The organism is Acinetobacter sp. ANC 4636, assembly GCF_054454555.1.
The window spans coordinates 84,511-104,916 of sequence record NZ_JBTKVD010000005.1 but is presented as its reverse complement, the minus strand read 5'-3'; the positions used below and the strand labels follow the sequence as shown (position 1 = coordinate 104,916).

General features: G+C 42.7%; 17 protein-coding genes and 1 riboswitch. Of the genes, 14 read left to right on the top strand and 3 right to left on the bottom strand.

The genetic code is table 11. The annotated features are described in order from the left end of the window. Positions 1-39 precede the first annotated feature (39 nt). Positions 40-942, top strand: a complete 903-nt coding sequence (gene lpxC / locus ACX1N5_RS07140) for a UDP-3-O-acyl-N-acetylglucosamine deacetylase (protein ID WP_131388460.1) — start codon at positions 40-42, stop codon at positions 940-942. Positions 943-1,039: 97 nt separating this feature from the next. On the opposite strand, the gene ACX1N5_RS07135 is transcribed toward lpxC, so the two are convergent. Continuing rightward, positions 1,040-1,477 carry a DUF721 domain-containing protein gene (locus tag ACX1N5_RS07135; protein ID WP_458801209.1) on the bottom strand — a complete coding sequence of 146 codons (438 nt, stop codon included), beginning with the start codon at positions 1,475-1,477 and terminating at the stop codon, positions 1,040-1,042. Positions 1,478-1,591: 114 nt separating this feature from the next. Between ACX1N5_RS07135 and ACX1N5_RS07130 the strand changes: the two genes are divergently transcribed. The 10 genes from ACX1N5_RS07130 (at position 1,592) to recJ (ending at position 15,027) form a co-directional block, all read left to right on the top strand. Beyond that, on the top strand, positions 1,592-2,278 hold the full coding sequence (locus ACX1N5_RS07130) for a M23 family metallopeptidase (protein WP_458801211.1): 687 nt from the start codon (positions 1,592-1,594) through the stop codon (positions 2,276-2,278). A 248-nt stretch (positions 2,279-2,526) separates the two neighbouring features. After that, entirely contained in the window at positions 2,527-5,229 is a 2,703-nt protein-coding gene (gene aceE, locus ACX1N5_RS07125) for a pyruvate dehydrogenase (acetyl-transferring), homodimeric type (protein WP_458801213.1), read from the top strand. Between the two features lie 2 nt (positions 5,230-5,231). Next, entirely contained in the window at positions 5,232-7,193 is a 1,962-nt protein-coding gene (locus ACX1N5_RS07120) for a 2-oxo acid dehydrogenase subunit E2 (RefSeq protein WP_458801214.1), read from the top strand. Positions 7,194-7,335: 142 nt separating this feature from the next. Continuing rightward, on the top strand, positions 7,336-7,644 hold the full coding sequence (locus ACX1N5_RS07115) for a hypothetical protein (protein ID WP_458801216.1): 309 nt from the start codon (positions 7,336-7,338) through the stop codon (positions 7,642-7,644). A gap of 195 nt (positions 7,645-7,839) precedes the next feature. Then, a riboswitch (yybP-ykoY riboswitch) is annotated at positions 7,840-7,984 on the top strand. An 82-nt stretch (positions 7,985-8,066) separates the two neighbouring features. Continuing rightward, the gene (locus ACX1N5_RS07110) at positions 8,067-8,651 is read left to right on the top strand and encodes a TMEM165/GDT1 family protein (protein ID WP_131382046.1); all 585 of its coding nucleotides are present in this window, start codon (positions 8,067-8,069) and stop codon (positions 8,649-8,651) included. A gap of 151 nt (positions 8,652-8,802) precedes the next feature. Continuing rightward, positions 8,803-9,597 carry an oxygen-binding di-iron domain-containing protein gene (locus tag ACX1N5_RS07105; RefSeq protein WP_458801218.1) on the top strand — a complete coding sequence of 265 codons (795 nt, stop codon included), beginning with the start codon at positions 8,803-8,805 and terminating at the stop codon, positions 9,595-9,597. Positions 9,598-9,721: 124 nt separating this feature from the next. Continuing rightward, complete coding sequence (gene guaB, locus ACX1N5_RS07100; RefSeq protein ID WP_004749984.1) at positions 9,722-11,188, top strand: IMP dehydrogenase; 1,467 nt, start codon at positions 9,722-9,724, stop codon at positions 11,186-11,188. A gap of 138 nt (positions 11,189-11,326) precedes the next feature. After that, the gene (gene glmM, locus ACX1N5_RS07095; protein WP_458801221.1) at positions 11,327-12,655 is read left to right on the top strand and encodes a phosphoglucosamine mutase; all 1,329 of its coding nucleotides are present in this window, start codon (positions 11,327-11,329) and stop codon (positions 12,653-12,655) included. An 11-nt stretch (positions 12,656-12,666) separates the two neighbouring features. After that, positions 12,667-13,323 carry a pyridoxamine 5'-phosphate oxidase gene (gene pdxH, locus ACX1N5_RS07090; protein WP_034425661.1) on the top strand — a complete coding sequence of 219 codons (657 nt, stop codon included), beginning with the start codon at positions 12,667-12,669 and terminating at the stop codon, positions 13,321-13,323. Continuing rightward, positions 13,324-15,027 (top strand): single-stranded-DNA-specific exonuclease RecJ, encoded by a 1,704-nt coding sequence (gene recJ, locus ACX1N5_RS07085; RefSeq protein ID WP_458801223.1) that lies wholly within the window; start codon positions 13,324-13,326, stop codon positions 15,025-15,027. It abuts the gene before it with no gap. Positions 15,028-15,067: 40 nt separating this feature from the next. Here the strand turns inward: recJ and ACX1N5_RS07080 are convergent, their stop codons facing one another. Further along, positions 15,068-15,844: a putative porin gene (locus tag ACX1N5_RS07080; RefSeq protein ID WP_131388455.1), complete on the bottom strand. Its 777-nt coding sequence runs from the start codon at positions 15,842-15,844 to the stop codon at positions 15,068-15,070. 370 nt (positions 15,845-16,214) lie between these two features. On the opposite strand from ACX1N5_RS07080, the gene prfB reads away from it, so the two are divergent. The 3 genes from prfB to ACX1N5_RS07065 all read left to right on the top strand — a co-directional run bounded on the left by prfB (position 16,215) and on the right by ACX1N5_RS07065 (position 19,450). After that, a protein-coding gene (prfB, locus tag ACX1N5_RS07075; protein ID WP_165493023.1) for a peptide chain release factor 2 occupies positions 16,215-17,310 on the top strand; the annotation gives its coding sequence in 2 pieces (ribosomal slippage) (positions 16,215-16,286 and positions 16,288-17,310; 1,095 coding nt in all). A gap of 131 nt (positions 17,311-17,441) precedes the next feature. Further along, positions 17,442-18,749 (top strand): 3-deoxy-D-manno-octulosonic acid transferase, encoded by a 1,308-nt coding sequence (locus tag ACX1N5_RS07070; protein ID WP_458801225.1) that lies wholly within the window; start codon positions 17,442-17,444, stop codon positions 18,747-18,749. Beyond that, the gene (locus tag ACX1N5_RS07065; RefSeq protein WP_458801227.1) at positions 18,746-19,450 is read left to right on the top strand and encodes a 16S rRNA (uracil(1498)-N(3))-methyltransferase; all 705 of its coding nucleotides are present in this window, start codon (positions 18,746-18,748) and stop codon (positions 19,448-19,450) included. The genes ACX1N5_RS07070 and ACX1N5_RS07065 overlap by 4 nt, the downstream gene beginning before the upstream one ends. Here ACX1N5_RS07065 and ACX1N5_RS07060 read toward each other — a convergent pair. Further along, positions 19,439-20,398: a mechanosensitive ion channel family protein gene (locus tag ACX1N5_RS07060; protein WP_416201879.1), complete on the bottom strand. Its 960-nt coding sequence runs from the start codon at positions 20,396-20,398 to the stop codon at positions 19,439-19,441. The genes ACX1N5_RS07065 and ACX1N5_RS07060 overlap by 12 nt on opposite strands. Positions 20,399-20,406: the final 8 nt, after the last annotated feature.

Below are 20,406 nucleotides of genomic sequence, written 5' to 3'. Positions count from 1 at the left end.
TAATCTTGAGCAGTTTGTAAAGGTAGAAGACAATAACAGATGTTGAAACAGCGTACCCTCAAGCGTGTGGTCAAGGCCAGTGGTATTGGTTTACACAGTGGGCAAAAAGTCATGATTAACTTTGTGCCGCATACGGTTGACTCGGGTATTGTGTTTCGTCGTATTGACTTAAACCCACCTGTAGACCTACCCGCAGATGCCATGTTGATCCAAGAAGCATTTATGTGCTCTAACTTGGTACAAGACGAAATTAAAGTAGGCACAATTGAACATGTCATGAGTGCGATTGCGGCACTGGGTATTGATAATTTAATTGTAGAAGTTTCTGCCTCTGAAGTCCCGATTATGGATGGCAGCGCAGGTCCATTTATTTACTTGCTGATGCAAGGCGGACTTGTTGAACAAGATGCTCCAAAGAAATTTATTAAAATTTTAAAACCTGTTGAAGCAACCATTGCCGATAAACGTGCAGCGTTTACGCCACATAATGGTTTTCAGCTTAACTTTACCATTGATTTTGACCATCCTGCATTTGCTAAAGAATATCAGTCAGCAACAATTGATTTTTCAACTGAAACCTTTGTGTATGAAGTCAGCGATGCGCGTACTTTTGGTTTTATGAAAGATCTGGATTTCTTAAAAGCTAATAACCTGGCATTAGGTGCAAGCCTAGAAAATGCGATTGGTGTCGATGAAACAGGCGTAGTGAATGAAGAAGGGCTACGCTATGATGATGAATTTGTTCGTCACAAAATTCTGGATGCGGTTGGTGATTTATATTTGCTAGGTCACCAAATTATTGCAAAATTCGATGCTTACAAGTCTGGGCATGCATTGAACAATCAGTTGTTGCATCAGGTGAAGAGCGATCCGAGTAACTATGAAATTGTAACATTTAATGACATTAAGGATTGCCCAATTCCGTATGTAAATGTGAGCTAAACCCTTAAAATTTCAGGCAGGCTCATTGATTATACAAAAATATAAATTGTGTGAAAAATAGCGAAATATCGAGAAATAGCCTGTCAAAATTAGCTTGTTACTTTATAACGCTTGCCAAATTGCGTAGAGCTTGGCTAAGCTTAGGGTCGTTCACAAACTGCGCTGCGCTTTGTAACATTTGTTGTGTTTCTGCAGAGATAGGTTGAACTTTGTTTACTGGTCTTTTTTGAATGCTTTTTGCACGCAGACGAACTTGAATTTTTTGTAAATCTTTGAATTCATCTTTTTGAGATAATTCTGCAACATAATGTTTTTGTAAGTATCCCAGTTGGCTAATCATGGCTTGATTTTCCCCTGTGATAATTAAGACACCATGTTGATAGCATACCACTTGCCATTGTTCAGGCTGTGGTAAAAGCGGTTGAATGATTTTTGTCAGCATCTGCCAATATTGTACTTGTTTGGTGAGTTGCTGAATATTTGCAGCCTTTGTTTGGGGGTGATTGGACTGAAATAGATTCCGAGGTTGTGACATGGCAGGGTCCGATTTTTGCTATGACATTCATCTTAGAGTGTTGTTTTAGTCTAAACAAGAAGCACAAAGGTTGTTTTTCATGATGCTTAAGTTAAGCAGTTTTTAGAGGTTTTTATGCGACGTATTTTATTAGCGTTATCTTTACTGGTTTCGACGCCACTGGCATTTGCAGATTTAATAGAGACTCCATCTTCAACAGATCGCCTTGAACAATTAAGCCGTGCAGTTGCACAAGGTTCATACTCAGTAGAAAGCAATGATGTTGATGATGAAGATGCGACACCACATGTTAATGTGAGACTTCGTGGTCATAAATCAGTTGAATTTAACAATGCGTCAGTAACTAAAAAATACGGTAGCTCAAACCTTTCTGCTGCAAATACCAGTTCTGGTTCAAGTGTCCTGTCTTGGTTAAAAGCCAATCCTTTACCAGGTATGGTACGTGTAAGTTCACAGTATGGAACGCGTTATTTTGCGGGTAAATCTGAATATCACCCAGGCGTAGATTTAGCTGCACCAAATGGCACTCCAATTTATGCTTCTGGTTCTGGTGTCGTGACTCGTTCAGGCTGGGTCAATGGTTATGGTCAAATGATTGAAATTAACCATGGTAATGGTTATATCACTCGTTATGCACATGCATCACGTTTGTTAGTGAGCGTAGGTGAGCGCGTACAGGCGGGTGAAGAAATTGCCAAAGTCGGTTGTACAGGTCGTTGTACAGGTGCACATTTGCATTATGAAATCGTACAAGATGGTCAACGTAAGAACCCAAGCACTTATCTTGCGATGCTGCCATAAATTTGAATATTTAAATTTGTAATATGACAGATCAGCAGTAAAAACCTCTAAATCTTCCTGCTGATTTGTTTTTATTTTATAAAAATCGTCCTTATGGGCGATTTTTTTGTCAATAAGGATTTTAAAGATAACGATTATTTATTTTATGAATGTTGGTATCTAGTTGTATTTAAAAGTAGCCATAACTTTTTAATCTAAAACATGTTAAAAATAACGGGTTGTCTAAAATGATTAAGGAAAGGTGAAACATGGCGTATTATGGCGATTCTGACGCGCAAGAAACCCTGGAATGGGAAGATGCTTTTGATTCAGTGTTACAGCATATGGGAACAGAGCGAGCAGCATTCTTATTAGAAAAGCTCTATCAGCGTGCAATTGCTAAACACGTTCCTATTCAGCGCCTAAATACTCCATATCTCAATACCATTTCTGTAGAAGAACAACCTGCAATGCCAGGTGACCAAGACATGGAACGCCGTATCCGTGCTTTGATTCGTTGGAATGCGTTGGCGATGGTGTTACGTGCCAACAAAACAGGCGATGATTTAGGTGGTCACTTAGCAAGTTTTGCATCTTCAGCAACCTTGTATGATGTAGGTTTTAACCATTTCTTCCGTGCAAGCAATGATAACTTTGGCGGTGACATGATCTATTATCAAGGTCACTGTGCTCCTGGTATTTATGCGCGTTCGTTCTTGGAAGGTCGTTTGACTGAAGAACATTTGAGTAACTTCCGTCGTGAGGTTGCAGGTATCGGTCTACCATCGTATCCACACCCATATTTAATGCCTGATTACTGGCAGTTCCCAACGGTTTCAATGGGTCTTGGTCCAATCATGTCGATTTACCAAGCGCATATTCAAAAATACTTGATGAACCGTGGCTTGATTAAAGAAGAAGACCGTAAAGTCTGGGCATACCTTGGCGATGGTGAAATGGACGAGCCAGAGAGCTTGGGTGCAATTTCACTGGCTGGTCGTGAAAAACTGGATAACCTGATTTGGGTAGTCAACTGTAACTTACAGCGTCTCGATGGTCCTGTACGTGGTAACGGTAAAATTATCCAAGAACTCGAATCACTGTTCCGTGGTGCAGGCTGGCGCGTAATTAAAGTAGTTTGGGGTCGTCATTGGGATCCACTACTCGACAAAGATGAATCAGGTGCTTTAAAAGCAGTCATGGAAGAAGCTGTTGATGGTGATTTTCAACGCTACCAAGTAAAAGGTGGTGCATATACACGTGCGCACTTCTTTGGTAAATATCCAGAAGCTGAAGCTTTGGTGAAAAACCTAAGCGATGAAGATATTGATAACCTGAACCGTGGTGGTCACGACCCGTACAAAGTTTTTGCTGCATATGCAGAAGCGACCAAAGCCAAAGGTCAACCTACTGTAATCTTGGCAAAAACTGTTAAAGGTTATGGTTTGTCTGAAGAAATTGAAGCGGTCAATAAAACGCACCAAATCAAGAAAATGCAGATTGAATCGTTGAAATACGTACGTAACCGTTTCAACTTGCCATTTACAGATGAGCAACTCGAAGAGCTTCCATTCTATCGTCCTAGTGAAAATTCACCAGAGATGAAATACATGAAAGCACGTCGTGAGTCTTTGGGTGGTTATCTGCCTGCACGTCGTCGTGAAAGTGAATCTTTGGCGATTCCTGAACTATCTGTATTTGACTCAGTGTTGAGTGGTTCAGGTGGTAAAGAGCAATCAACTACCATGGTGATGGTTCGTTTAATTGCTGCATTATTGAAAGAGAAAGCCATTAAAGACCGCGTTGTGCCAATCGTTCCAGATGAAGCGCGTACTTTTGGTCTAGAAGGGATGTTCCGTCAGCTCGGTATTTATGCCGCTCACGGTCAAAAATATACCCCAGAAGACCAAGAACAGTTGATGCATTACCGTGAAGCAAAAGACGGTCACATGTTACAAGAAGGGATTAACGAAGCAGGTGCGATGAGCGCATGGGCTGCGTTGGGAACCAGTTATTCAACCAATAACTTGCCAATGATTCCAATGTACATGTACTACTCAATGTTTGGTTTCCAGCGTATTGGTGATATTGCATGGGCAGCAGGTGATGCACAAGCACAAGGTTTCTTGTTGGGTGCAACCGCTGGCCGCACCACACTAAACGGTGAAGGCTTACAGCACCAAGATGGTCATTCACATATCTTGGCAAATACTATTCCAAACTGTATCTCGTATGATCCATGCTTTGGTTATGAACTCGCTGTGATCGTACATGACGGTTTAAAACGTATGTATGTCAACCAAGAGCGCGTGTTTTATTATTTAACTGTAATGAACGAAAACTACGAGCATCCTGAAATGCCAGATGGCGCTGAGGAAGGCATTAAACGTGGTATGTACTTGTTCGAAAAAGATGAAAAAGCAACAGTTCAGTTGATGGGTTCTGGTGTGATTCTTCGTGAAGTGATTAAAGCTGCGAAAATCTTACGTGATGAATATCAAATTCATTCAAACGTATGGAGCGTAACAAGCTTCAACGAATTGGCACGTGATGGTATGGCATGTGAAGAATACAATCGCCTACATCCTGTTGTTGAAGAAGTGAAAGAATCTTGGGTATCTCAACAGTTGCGTGGTACAGAAGGTATTGTGGTTTCTGCAACAGATCACGTGCGTGCATATAGCGAACAAATCCGCGCCTATCTTCCAGATGGTCGTCCATTTGTGGCATTGGGTACTGACGGTTTTGGTCGTTCAGATACTCGTGCGAACTTACGTAGTTACTTCGGTGTAGATGCTGCGCATATCGTAGTTGCAACTTTGAAAAAGTTGGCTGATGAAGGCGAAGTTGATGCACGTTTAGTGAAAGATGCGATTTCTAACTTTGAGTTGGATACAGACCGTCCAGTAGCATGGGCACCACAAGCAACACCTGAACTACATGCTGTTGCAGACTATAAAGAGGAGAACTAATCATGCAAATTACGACTCCTGATATTGGTGTAGATAAAGCAACAGTTGCTGAAATTTTAGTTAAAGTTGGTGACAGCATTGCTGAAAATGACAGTTTGGTTTTGCTTGAATCAGATAAAGCCTCTGTTGAAGTGCCTAGCACTTCAGCAGGCGTGGTAAAAAGTATTTTGATCAAAGAAGGTGATAGCGTTACTGAAGGTACGGTATTGCTTGAGCTTGAAACAGCAGGTGCAGCGCCTGCTGCCAAAGTAGAAGAAGTGGCAAAATCTGCTCCAGTGGCTGAAACAGCAGCCCCTGTTGCAGCACCACAAGCCGTTGCTCAACCAGCAGTAACCAGCAGTCAAGTGGTTGAAGTTCAAGTGCCTGACATTGGCGTAGAAAAAGCCCTTGTTGCTGAAATCTTGGTAAAAGTCGGCGACAGCATTGCTGAAAATGACAGTCTTGTTTTGCTTGAGTCTGATAAAGCCTCTGTTGAAGTGCCAAGTACAGTGTCTGGTACGATTGAAAGCATTGAAGTTAAACAAGGTGACAGCGTTAAAGAAGGCGTAGTTTTAATTAAAGTTAAAACAACTTCTGCTGCTACACCAGCCCCTGTTGCACCATCAGTAGCAACACCAGCACCTGCTGCGCCGGTTGCTCAAGCTGCTGCTCCAGTACAACAAGCACAACCTGCAGGCGATGTTGAAATTCAAGTGCCTGATCTGGGTGTAGATAAAGCTGTTGTGGCTGAAATCTTGATTCAGGTTGGCGACAAAGTTGAAGTGGATCAAAGCCTAGTTGTAGTTGAGTCTGACAAGGCGACTGTTGAAGTGCCAAGCACTGTTGCAGGTGTGGTGAAAGCCATTCATTTACAGTCTGGTCAAAGCGTATCACAAGGTGTTTTGCTTGCAACGATTGCAGTAGAAGGTCAGGCGACTGCACCAGTGACAGCGGCAACACCTGCTGCAACAAAAGCAGAAGCTGCACCAGAGGCAGCATCAGCAGCCAAAGTTGAAGCTCCAGTAGCAGAAACTCAAGGTGCAGATAAACTGACCAAAGAACAGCAAGCTGCAAATGCGAAAGTCTATGCAGGTCCTGCGGTTCGTAAGCTAGCACGTGAGCTTGGTGTGGTCTTGGCACAGGTGAAAACATCTGGCGAGCATGGCCGTGTCATGAAAGACGATGTTTATGCCTATGTAAAACAGCGTTTGACAGCACCTGTTGAAGCACCAAAAACGGTTGCCGCAGCAGTTGCGTCAGGCTTGCCATCATTACCAGACTTCAGTGCATTTGGTGGTGTTGAAGAGAAATTTCTGACTCGCTTACAACAAGTATCAATTCCGCAATTGTCATTGAATAACTTTATTCCACAAGTGACGCAATTTGACCTTGCCGATATTACTGAGCTTGAAACATGGCGTAATGATCTTAAAGGCAACTTTAAGAAAGAAGGCATTAGCCTGACTATTATGGCATTCATCATCAAAGCGGTTGCGCACTTACTCAAAGAAGAGCGCGAATTTGCAGGCCACTTGGCGGATGATGGCAAATCTGTGTTGTTGCGTAACGAAATCCATATGGGTATTGCAGTTGCAACACCAGATGGGTTGACTGTTCCTGTACTGCGTAACCCAGACCAAAAAACGATTAAGCAAATTGCAGTTGAGTTAGGTGAGCTGAGTAAGAAAGCACGTGATAAAAAATTATCACCAAAAGACTTACAAGGTGCGAACTTTACCATTACAAGCTTGGGCGCAATCGGTGGTACAGCATTTACTCCGTTGGTGAACTGGCCACAAGTCGCGATTTTGGGTATTTCTCCTGCAACCATGCAACCTGTATGGAATGGTAAAGAATTTGAGCCACGCTTGATGTTGCCATTGTCATTGTCTTATGACCACCGCGTGATTAATGGTGCAGATGCTGCGCGCTTTAGCAACAAGTTGACCAAACTATTGGCTGATATTCGTAGTTTGTTGCTCTAATTTGTAGCTAAACTAGAATTTAAAACCTCGCCACGGCGGGGTTTTTTTATGTACATTATTTAAAAAATACATTTAATGGTGTCTTCTCAAAGGCTGAAAAACACATAAAATAGCTGAAAATAAAAGCAATTTGGTCATTAATATGAAAGATAAAGTACCTGATCTTTGGGGATATTTAAAGATGATGCTGCCATTTGTGCTGCTTGTCTTGCTGCTGATGTTTTTGTGGGTGAGTCTCTTGAGTTTTCCTTGGACGTGGGTCATTTATAGCGTGTTAGGGATTGAGGCGGTTGCTGCAATTTTTGTCTTAATCATTGAATATGGTGGGATGAAAGTACAGGGTGCAGCGGGTTGGACCAGCTTTGGTTTTGTTGGGTTAAGTTTATATTTTGCATTTTTATTGGGGCTAATACGCTTAATAGTATGGTGCTATTTTAAATTTATTTCCTGATTCGATTTTTAGGGCATTGGCATCGTTCAGTTGCTTTGTAAGAGTTATCTCGTTGTATGTCTTTTTTGGAGAGAAAATGGGATGAATGAAAGATAAAGATGAAGTGACTCGATTGAACTGATCAGATTAAATGTATTTTTTATTGGGTCATCAAAGAAATGTTTTGAAAAATAAATTTAGATTTATATAATAACTGCACACTTCATTGGGGAGTAGCCGCTATTTACGTTTGTAAATAGATGATGGTCAACATACTTGTTCTGAACCGAACATGGTCATCATAGCAAAGAACCAAATGAGCTTTTCACCAAGCTTTCTTTTGTTGGCAAGACCTTTGATTTATCACTCTGCGATCAGATTATCTGATCATGGCTAGCAGGAGGGGTAAGTCATAGGCAAATTTTGCTAGCCAGAGAAAATTTATGTTAACTTTCCTGTTCTCTCTTGGAGCCGTGTTTATCTCAGAAATTGGTGATAAAACACAACTTCTCGCTCTTCTGCTTGCTGCACGTTTTCGTAAACCCATTCCGATTTTAATTGCAATTTTGGCAGCCACCACGCTGAACCATGGTTTGTCTGCTGTTTTAGGTCAGTGGCTCACTCAAGTTATTCCTCAAGACGTCATGATCTGGATTTTGGCACTCGGCTTTATTGCGATGGCTGTATGGATGCTCATCCCAGATTCTATTGAAGAAGAATCTGATGGAATTGCAAAATGGCAACATCTGGGCGTCTTTGGTGCAACCTTTATTCTGTTCTTTTTGGCAGAAATTGGGGATAAAACCCAAATCGCAACGGTTGCTTTGGCTGCACAATTCCATAGTGTTATTCTGGTAATGATGGGCACTACTGTGGGGATGATGCTTGCCGATGGGCCTGCTGTCTTTATTGGTAATAAACTGGCGGACAGACTGCCAATCGCGCTGATTCATAAGATTGGTGCATTTATTTTTCTTGCAGTCGGTGTGGTCACACTGGCACAGCACTATTGGTCAGCAATCTTTTAATTTGATAAAAAAGACTCAATTTTTTTGAGTCTTTTTGACTATTTAGCAAATTTTGTTAAAGATTTTTAATCATCTGTGATTGTATGTAAACCAAAATCCATATAACTTATACGTGATAATAATTTAGTCATTTTTTTGGGGCCTAGGGAAGATGTTTGAACGTACAACATCGCAGGTACTGTTTGATAACGGTACACATAAATGCATTAGCTTCACAAGTCTAGTTAAAGGCGAAGGGGTACAAGCCAACCAGTTTTTAATCATTGACCATGAACGTGCAGCAGTCCTAGATCCAGGTGGAGATTTAACCTACGTCCCACTGACGATGGAACTCAATAAATATACCAAACTGAAGAACTTAGACTATGTCATGGCATCGCATCAGGATCCTGACATTATTACTTCTATGCCGCGCTGGTTGGTGTATACCGATGCAAAAATTGTGGCTTCTAAACTTTGGGCACGCTTTTTACCTCACTTGAATTCGTCATTTATGAGTGACCGTATGAAAGGCAGTTGGGAAGAGCGTCTGATTGAGCTTCCTGACCAAGGTCAGCGTATTCCATTGGGTAACAGTGTTCTTGTTGCGATTCCTGCGCATTTTCTGCATTCTGTGGGGAATTTCCAGTTTTATGATCCAGTCGCTAAGATCTTGTTTTCTGGCGATATGGGTGCATCAATGGTGGATGATGCTAATCTGCCAATTGAGAACTTTAGCGATCATATTCCAAAAATGAAGGGTTTCCACCAGCGTTATATGGGAAGCAATTCAATTATCCGCTTATGGGTCAAGATGGTCCGTCAGCTGGATCTAGAGATGATCGTGCCGCAACATGGAACAGCATTTGTGGGTAAAGAGCAGGTCAATCAATTTCTGGATTGGATTGAAAATCTGCAATGTGGTATGGACCTCATGAATGACCGAATTTTCAGCGTACCGCTTTAAGTTGTGTCTAAATTGCAAAAAACCCAAGGCATTTGGGTTTTTTGCAGATTTTCATTTCTCCGAACATGCATTTTTAAGAGAAATTTGTTTATAATAGCTCACGGAATTTACCAGTGAGTTTGTTATGCTGACCATCGTTCAAGAAGCGCTAACCTTCGATGATGTCTTATTAGTCCCTGCCTATTCTACTGTCCTCCCAAAAGATGTTTCTCTTAAGTCACGCCTAACTCGTGGCATTCAGCTCAATATTCCTCTCGTTTCTGCTGCTATGGATACAGTGACTGAGTCACGTATGGCAATTGCTATGGCGCAAAATGGTGGTATTGGTATTCTTCATAAAAACATGGATATTGCAGCACAAGCCGCTGAAGTACGCCGTGTGAAAAAATTCGAAGCAGGTATGGTGAAAGACCCGATTACGGTTACACCAGCTACAACCGTGCGTGAATTGATCGAAATTACCAAAGCAAACAACATCAGTGGTGTGCCTGTAGTGCAGGATGGCAAAGTTGTCGGGATCGTAACAGGTCGTGATGTACGCTTTGAAACCAATCTTGAACAACCTGTTAGCAATATTATGACGCCACAAGAGCGTTTGGTAACAGTTAAAGAAGGTGCATCTAAAGAAGAAATTCAAGCCTTGCTACAAAAGCATCGCATTGAAAAAGTTTTGGTTATTGATGATAGCCATGCTTTAAAAGGCTTAATCACCGTAACGGATTTCCGTAAAGCGGAATCTTTCCCGAATTCATGTAAAGATGATTTGGGTCGCTTACGCGTAGGCGCAGCAGTCGGTACAGGTGTTGAAACGCCTGCACGTGTTGAAGCTCTTGTTGATGCGGGTGCTGACGTGATTGTTGTAGATACAGCACATGGTCATTCAGCAGGTGTGATTGAACGTGTACGTTGGGTTAAACAAAACTATCCACAAGTTCAAGTCATCGGCGGTAACATTGCTACTGGCGATGCTGCTTTAGCATTGCTTGATGCGGGTGCGGATGCAGTGAAAGTGGGGATTGGTCCTGGCTCAATCTGTACGACACGTATTGTTGCAGGTATTGGGGTTCCACAAATTTCAGCGATTGACAATGTTGCCAGTGCGTTGAAAGATCAGATTCCATTGATTGCTGATGGTGGTATTCGTTTCTCTGGTGATATGGCGAAAGCGATTGCTGCAGGTGCAAGTACGATTATGGTGGGTTCACTCATGGCAGGTACTGAAGAAGCACCTGGTGAAGTTGAATTCTTCCAAGGTCGTTACTACAAAGCTTACCGTGGTATGGGGTCTTTGGGAGCAATGGCAGGTTCTTCGGGTTCTGCGGATCGTTATTTCCAGGATGCCAAAGCGGGTGCTGAGAAACTGGTTCCAGAAGGTATTGAAGGTCGTGTGCCTTATAAAGGTCCAATGAGTGCGATCGTACATCAAATGATGGGCGGTTTACGTTCTTCAATGGGTTATACAGGTTCTGCGAGCATTCAGGATTTACGTGAAAATGCTAAATTTGTAAAAATTACCTCAGCAGGTATGCAAGAGTCTCACGTACATGATGTGACCATTACTAAAGAAGCGCCAAATTACCGTGTAGGTTAATAAGACGTTTTTAGTAAAAAAAATATGTAAAAAGCCGTCATAAACTGACGGCTTTTTTGATATGGTGTAAAGTATTACAAATTATGTATGACGAAACAGGGTTTGTTCAACAAACCTAAGAACACCAGTGAGAACAGCATGAGTTATTTTGGCACAGACGGAATTCGTGGAAAATTTGGTCAGCTTCCAATTACGCCAGAATTTGCATTGAAACTGGGTTTTGCAGCAGGAAAAGTTCTTAAAAAACAAGATCCAACGCATAAACCTGTGGTAGTAATGGGGAAAGATACCCGTTTATCCGGTTATATTTTAGAGTCAGCATTACAAGCAGGCCTCAACGCCGCAGGTGTCTATGTGCATTTGCTTGGGCCACTGCCAACACCTGCAATTGCGCATCTGACACGTGCTTTGCATGCTGATGCAGGCATTGTCATCTCAGCTTCACATAATCCATATTATGACAATGGAATTAAATTTTTCTCAGGCGAAGGTAAAAAACTGCCTGATGAACTACAAAATGCGATTAACCAAGAATTACAAAAAGATATCGTGATTGCTGACAGTGCACAGCTTGGAAAAAGTGTCCGTGTTAAAGATGCCAACGGACGTTATATCGAATTTTGTAAATCAACGTTCCCTTATCATTTCAATTTACGTAATTTACGGATTGTGGTGGACTGTGCCAATGGCGCTGGCTATAACGTTGGACCCGCTGTATTTTTAGAATTAGGCGCTAAAGTCGTTGCGATTTATAATGAGCCAAACGGTTTAAATATTAATGAAGACTGTGGCTCAACCCATCCAGGCAATTTACAAAAAGCGGTTCTTGAGCATGAAGCCGATATCGGGATTGCTTTTGATGGTGATGCTGACCGTGTCATCTTGGTTGATAAGTTCGGTAACCTGATTGATGGCGATCACATTCTGTATATTCTAGCGACTCAAGCCAAGCAAAAGCCCAAAGGTATTGTGGGTACTGTGATGAGTAATATGGCACTGGAGTTGGCATTACAAAAAGCCAATGTACCATTTGTCCGCGCCAAAGTCGGTGACCGCTATGTTTTACAAGCACTTGAAGATAATCAATGGGTGATTGGTGGTGAACCTTCAGGGCATATTTTGACCCTTGATAAAAGCACTACAGGTGATGCGATTATTTCTGCACTGCAAGTGTTAACCGTGATGGTTGAACAAAACAAAGCACTGCATGAATTAGTGGAAGGTTTTCACCTGTTCCCGCAAGTGTTGGTCAATGTCCGTTTGGAACAGATGATTGATCCGTTTTCAATCCCTGCTTTGGTGGCTGAATTCGAGAAAGCTGAGCAGCAATTGCAAGGGCGAGGACGGATTTTGATCCGTAAGTCAGGCACTGAACCTTTGATTCGAGTCATGGTTGAAGGGGATCAATTACAAGAAGTGACCGATCTGGCGAATCACTTGGCAGATATTATTCGTCAACATGCTTAGGGGAAGCAATGATGAAAGATGTAATTAAAGATTTAAGTGAACTACGTTTAAGCTATGAGCAAGGCGAGCTGCTTGAAACTCAGGTGCAGCCTCATCCGCACCAACAGTTTTTAGACTGGTTTAATTTTTCACTGGCTGCCAATTTACATGAACCATATGCGATGTCTGTGGCAACTGCAGATGCTCAAGGGCGACCACATGTACGTACCCTGTTATTGCGCGGGGCAACTGAAACAGGCTATGACTTTTATACCAATTATGACAGTCAGAAAGGTTTGGACTTGGCTGCCAATCCTTATGCAGAGTTTTTATTTTACTGGCCAAGTCTAGAGCGTCAAGTGCGTATTCATGGGCGGGTGAGTAAAATCTCTGAGGCAGAATCTACGGACTATTATCATAAGCGTCCGCGTGATAGCCAAATTGCCGCGCATATCAGCACCCCACAAAGTGGAGTCATTGTAGGGCGTAAAGAGTTACAACAACGTTTTGAAACTTTGCATGATGCTGTGGCTGAAGAAACTGAGTTGAAAAAACCTGAGTTCTGGGGCGGTTATCGTTTACAGCCTGAAAGCTATGAATTTTGGCAAGGTCGCCCAAACCGTCTACATGACCGTTTGCGTTATGAATTGCAAGATGGACAGTGGATTCTGCAACGTTTAATGCCATAAATGAAAAAAATACAAATTAAACAAAGACCTTTGCTAACACGCCCTGAAGATTTTCAGGGCATGTTGCCTTTTATCGCCCAAATTCTGGCGCGTCGTGGCGTGGCTTCGGTGCAAGAGTTAGATCTTAAACTCAAGCATTTACTGCCGCCACAGCTCAAAGGATTGCAAACAGCGATTCAACTCATCGATACTGCGATCGATCAACAGCAACAAATTGTGATTGTCGGAGATTATGATGCCGATGGCGCAACCAGTACCGCATTGATGTTATTAGCCTTGCGTGACATGGGCGCAAAAGTTGATTATGTTGTGCCTGATCGTTTCAAGTATGGTTATGGTCTGACCCCGAAAATTGCAGATTTGGTTCAGGAAAAATATCAGCCAAAACTGATGATTACCGTTGATAACGGCATTTCCAGTCATGCAGGAGTGGAGCAAGCTCAGCAACACGGTATGCAAGTGATTATTACTGACCATCACTTAACGACTAAGCCGACACCGAATGCTGATGCTGTGGTCAACCCGAATCAGCTTGGCTGTGACTTTCAGAGTAAGTCACTCGCAGGTGTAGGTGTTGCCTTTTATGTACTGGCGAATCTTGCCAGTTTTCGCCGCCAGCAGGGTAAGCGTAGTAGCCAACTGACTCAATATCTGGATTTGGTAGCATTGGGCACTTATGCCGATGTGGCGAGTCTTGACTATAACAACCGTATTTTGGTGGATGCTGGTGTACAACGTATACGTCAGCAGCAATGTCGTTTAGGCATATTGGCACTACTGGATATTGCTGGGCGTGATCCTATGCAACTACAGGCACAAGATTTGGGTTTTGTACTTGGCCCCCGAATCAATGCTGCAGGGCGTATGGAAACCATGGACATAGGCATTGAATGCCTCTTGGCACAAGATGCTCAGCAAGCGTACCAATTGGCACAGCAACTGCATCAGCTCAACCAAGAGCGCCGTCAGGTTGAATCGCAAATCAAACAAGATGCTCTGCAAACTTTAGAGCAGATTCGTTTAGATCAGGAACATTTACCTGCGGCACTGGTAATGTTTGAGCCACATTGGCATCAAGGTGTTATTGGGATTGTTGCGGGTCGTCTTAAAGAACAGTTTCATCGCCCCAGTATTATTTTTGCGGCAGATCAAGATGGGATTCATCTCAAAGGTTCAGCACGTTCCATTGATGGTATTCATATCCGCGATGCGATTGAATTGGTTGCCGAGCGTCATCCGCACTTGGTACGTTATTTTGGCGGGCATGCGGCGGCAGCAGGCTTAACCATTGAAAAACAATATTTTGCTGAATTTCAGCAGGTATTTACTGCGCTGATTGCAGATATGGATGCACAGTTATTTGAAGAAGTACTGTGGACAGATGGTGAATTGCCAGATGATGCTTTGCAGCTACAAACCTTAGATGTGTTGGAGCAGCTTGGACCTTGGGGGCAAAAATTTCCGTTGCCGACTTTTGAAGGGACGTTTGCCATTTTAGACTATCGTTGGCTTAAAGAGCGGCATTTAAAGCTTCGCCTAGGGATGGAAAGTGGGCAAAGCCTTGATGCAATTGCCTTTAATGCGATTGATCGTTTTGAGTTTGACCCGATGCAAATGCAGCTACGTTTGGTTTATCGATTAGAAAAAAATACGTTCAATGGTGCAACCAACTTGCAGTTGCATATCATTCATTTAGAACAGTAAAAAACCGCTCTATCATGAGCGGTTTTTTATATGTGTGATTTTAGAAACGGTAAGATGCACCTACGCTATAGGTATTGTAGTCATTACCGAAGCCTAAACGGCCATCGACACTGACGTTGTTGTTAAAGTATTTTTTCGCAGTTAAGCCCCATTGATCTTGATTAATGGATTTATCTTTACTGTAGTCTGCGCCAACACTTAACGTTTTATCGATGTAGTAATCGCCTGCAACATAGTACTGTTTATTTTCCTTGTCGCCGAATACACCACGGGCTTCGAGGTTAATGTCGTGTTGACCGACTTGAGTCACATATTTGGCACGTAAGGTTGGATCGACTCCATTGCTACCATGTCGGGTGTCATAACCTTGTGCACCTACTGCAACCAATAAACCTGGTGCAGGTAAGTAGCCAACTTCAGCGTTATACAATGTTGTTTTGAGATCAATATTTGTATTGTCGACTTTGTATTCGTTCCGTCCAACATTACCACCTAAGTAAAAGTCAGAGTTTGGAATGTAATATTCAACACCACCACTGTAGGTAGTGTTTTTTGTACCACTGTTATCACCATAGCTGGCATTGGCGTGTACGTTGCTGGCACGGTCTAAAAATGCAGCTTCTGCCAAAGGTGCGTTACGGGTTTCTACAGGATTAAAATAATAAGTACCATTGACGCCAAACTGACTGACACCGCTGGCATGATCTGGGTCTAAGTAGTTATAAGAACCGCCAACTTCAGCTTGGTAGGCATTTGCCACGCTAGTTACACTTAATCCTGCAAAAAGTGCTGTCGTTGCAATCAGTATTTTTTTCATATCACTTTCTCCTTAGAAAGCCTGATTTTTCATTTTTTGTTACATCTTTAAGTCTATTAAAAAATACTGGTGGGTCAATCATCTGAAAGTAATTGAACAGTACAAACGTAAGTCTATGTAAAAAAATAAAACTAAATATTTGATAATTATTTAAAAAATAAAATGTAGCCGTTTATTAATAGTGTTGTGACTTTGTGTTTTTAGCTTAAATAAACAGCAATTTTTTTGTTACAGAGTATGTAATCTGGTTTTGCAAGTAGGCTGTTTAGCCTCGAATCATCATGTTCTTTTTCAAAAATACCAGCATATCGTCAGATCAGACTCTATGTTAAAATGCCAAAAATTTTATGGCTGTAGAGAGAAATTTCACGTGGAAATCAATCCGTATCTAAACCAACTAAAAGATTTAACTGATCGTAGTCAAACACTACGGGGGTATCTTTGACTACGATCTGAAAAAAGAACGTTTAGAAGAAGTCCTACGTGAACTTGAAGACCCTGCGATCTGGAATGATCAAAGCCGTGCACAAGCGATGGCTAAAGAAAAAGGTGAACTGGAAAACGTCTTAAATGTCCTTGATGGTTTGGCAACACAACTTGAAGATGCTCAGGCTATGCTGGATTTGGCTGTGGAAGCCGATGATGAAGGTTTGCTAGAAGATGTACAGGCTGAACTCACTTCTGCCGAAGAAGAACTGGCAAAACTTGAATTCCGCCGTATGTTTAGCAATCCGATGGATCCAAATCCATGTTATGTGGAAATTCAGGCAGGTTCGGGTGGTACAGAAGCACAAGACTGGGCTTCGATGCTATTACGTATGTATATGCGCTGGATCGAGCGTCATGGCTTTAAAGCTGAACTGATGGAAGAATCAGATGGCGACGTTGCGGGGATTAAATCTGCAACCATTCGTGTGGAAGGTGAGTATGCCTATGGCTGGTTGCGTACCGAATCTGGCGTGCACCGTTTAGTGCGTAAGTCGCCATTTGACTCGGGTAACCGTCGCCATACATCGTTCTCTGCGGTGTTTGTTTCTCCTGAAGTAGATGACAATATCGAAATCGATATCAATCCATCCGATGTCCGTACCGATACTTATCGTGCTTCGGGTGCAGGTGGTCAGCACATTAACAAAACTGACTCTGCGGTACGTTTAACCCATATTCCAACTGGGACTGTGGTGGCGTGTCAGAACCAGCGTTCACAACATGCCAACCGTGACCATGCGTGGAAACAGTTACGTGCCAAATTGTACGAACTGGAAATGAGTAAGCGTAACGAAGCTGCTCAAGCGCTTGAAGATTCAAAATCTGATATTGGTTGGGGTAGTCAGATTCGTTCTTATGTCCTTGATGACTCTCGGATTAAAGATTTGCGTACAGGTGTTGAAAACTCGAACACAGGTGCTGTTCTAGATGGCGATCTGGACAAATTTATTGAAGCGAGCTTGAAACAAGGGTTGTAATTGTTTCTTGCGGGTGTCTAAAAAGCCAATGTAGCAATTTACATTGGCTTTTTTCTTGTTGCAGATTGCATCTGTTCTTTTGAGAAAATTTACGCATAATAGGCACAAATTTTTTGTGACTTCAGATTTGGATGATCCAGCCCGTTCCTTTTTTCAAAACTCCCTTTTGGTACAATTGGCTTTTGGCATGTATTAAGCCAATTTATCGTTGGCGTTTAAATAAACGCTCAGGGCATCTTGCCGATTTTCAAGATGAGCTAACGGAACGTTTTGGCCCTTTTCAACCCCCGAAAAACCGTCAGGTAATTTGGTTTCATGCCGTTTCTGTGGGCGAAACCAACGCTGCACAACCTTTGGTTGAGCATTATTTACAGCAAGGTCAGGCTGTTCTGATCACCAATACCACTCGCACAGGTCAGGCACGGGCAAAAGCCTTGTTTGCACAGCGTTATCCTGAACTGTTTCAAGCCGTATTTTTACCAGTCGATCAGCAACCATTATTGGATGCTTTTATTGATTGCTACCAACCGAAAATTTTACTGCTCATGGAAACTGAGTTGTGGCCAAATCTGCTGCAATGTGTGACACAGCGTGGGATTCCACAGCTTTTGCTCAATGCTCGTCTGTCTGAAAAATCTGCCAAAGGCTATGCCAAATTTAAACGCCTGACGTATCCGATGCTGAGTCAGTTAAACTGGATTGCTGCACAGGATCAGGCCACCTTGCAGCGTTTCGCCGATTTAGGGAAATCTGTGACTGAGATGAGTGTGGTGGGCAATGTCAAATTTGACATTACTGCACCTGACTGGGTCGTGATAAAAGCAGCACAACTAAAGCAAGATTGGCAGTTAAGCAACCGCAAAATTATGGTACTTGCTAGTACCCATGCCCCTGAAGAACTGCAACTGTTAACTGAACTGAAAGCAGCATTACAGGCAGACCAAAATTTACTGTGTATTGTTGTCCCTCGCCATCCTGAGCGTTTTGATGAAGTTTTTCAGATCACACAGCAATTGGGTCTGAATACCAAGCGTCGTAGTTTACAGCAGGCTGTTGATGCCAATACGCAAGTCTATCTGGCAGATAGTATGGGTGAGTTATGGTTATGGTATGCCTTGAGTCAGGTGGCCTATGTCGGTGGTTCGCTGAATGAACCTGGGGGCGGGCATAATATCTTGGAACCTGTGGCACTGGGCATTGCGACGGTATTGGGTAAAAATTATTTTAATTTCCAAGTGATCGTGGATGAGTTTGTAAAACAAGATGCAGTCAACATTGTACAAGATGCGGTGCAAGCACAGCAGCAACTCCTTGCTCTGCTCGAAAATACCGAACAGCGCCACCACATGCTGCAACATGCCACCACAATTTTGCACAGCAACCAAGGTTCGGTGCTGCGTCATATCCAGCTGATTGATCAGTTCTTGGCAAGCGTATGAATCTGGTGTTATTGGCTCAGCCACCTGAAAATGATGTTTGGGCAATTCGTGAACCTCGTCAGTTACAGCATTTGCAGCAACATCTGGATCTCAAAGTAGGTGATCCGCTCAAGGTCGGGATTCTGCAGGGTAAACGCTACCTGGCTGAAGTACAATCAGTTTCAGCAGAACAGGTACTGGTCAAACCTGTACATGAATTGGAAATTCCTGAAAAATTACCCGTAACGTTAATTGTGGCTTTGCCCCGTCCGAAGGTGTTGCGTCGTCTAGTGATGGACAGTGTAACTTTGGGTGTGGAAAAGCTAGTACTGATCCATAGTTATCGTGTCGATAAAAGTTACTGGCAAACGCCATTTTTACAGCAACTGGATGATTACGTTACACTCGGTTTAGAGCAAGCGGGGGATACGATCGCGCCTAAAATTGAGCTGTATCGCCGTTTTAAACCATTCGTGGAAGATGTCTTGTCAGAGTGGACAACAGCAGAGCGTCCAAGTTTTGTAGCACATCCTTATGCCCAGCAGGGCATATCTGGTTTGCAGGCACAGCATTGTCAGCTTTTGATTGGTCCTGAAGGCGGCTTTATTCCTTATGAGATTGATTTACTCGAAAAAAACGGTTGCCAAAGTTTTAGCTTAGGCAACCGGATTTTAAGAACAGAAACGGCAGTCTCATATATTTTGGGACGTTTAACTGCCTGATGCCTTCACGGCAATTTCATCGGTATGTGGCTCGGCACGATGGACTTTGACTTCACGGATTGGGTATGGAATCGAAATCTGCTGTTCTTCAAAAGCTAGCATCACATGTTCCTGAATTTCACTGGCCGATGCAGCAATCGTGGTTTCAGTCGTATCTACCCACCAGCGTACCGTCAGATTGACCGAGAAATCTGCTAAAGCCGTGACATTGACCGAGAAAGCAGGCTGGCTCAACACATTACGGTTCTCATCCAGAATTTTTAAAATAATCTCTTTGGCTTTTTTCACATCATCTTCATAACCAATGCCGACCATAAACTCACAGCGGCGGCGCTGATAGGCTGTATTGACGGTAATCGCGCTGGTATACACCGTGGCATTTGGAATCACAATGCGGCGACCATCATAAGAACGTAAAAAAGTGGCACGAATCTGAATATCTTCAACGGTTCCTTCCAGACCATTACAGATAATGTCATCGCCAATACGGAAAGGTTCGCTGAGCAAAATTAAAAGCCCTGACAGCAGGTTCTGAAAAATATCTTTAAATGCAAAACCGATGGCGACCGAACCAATTCCCAAAGCACTCATCAGTTGCCCAGGAGTAAAGCCAGGAATTGAAATCACGAGCGCAATCAGAAAACCAAAGAATAAAATGGCAGATGTGCCGACTCGGTTGAGTACTAAAACCAGATTTTGGCGCGTATAAGAACGATTTTCCAGCGTTTTACGAACAAAGAATTTAAACAGTTTGGTCAATAACCAGAAAATGATAAAGACCACAATTGCAATACAGATATAAGGAACGCGTTCCCAAAAACTGTCCATGATCTTGTCGATGGTCGTATAAGCATCATGGTACTTGCTACTATGTTCTAATACCGTTTGCGTGGTTTTTTTACCTGCTTCTTGTAGCAGTTGAGTGGTATCTTGCGCCACATTTTGTATGGTTGAGG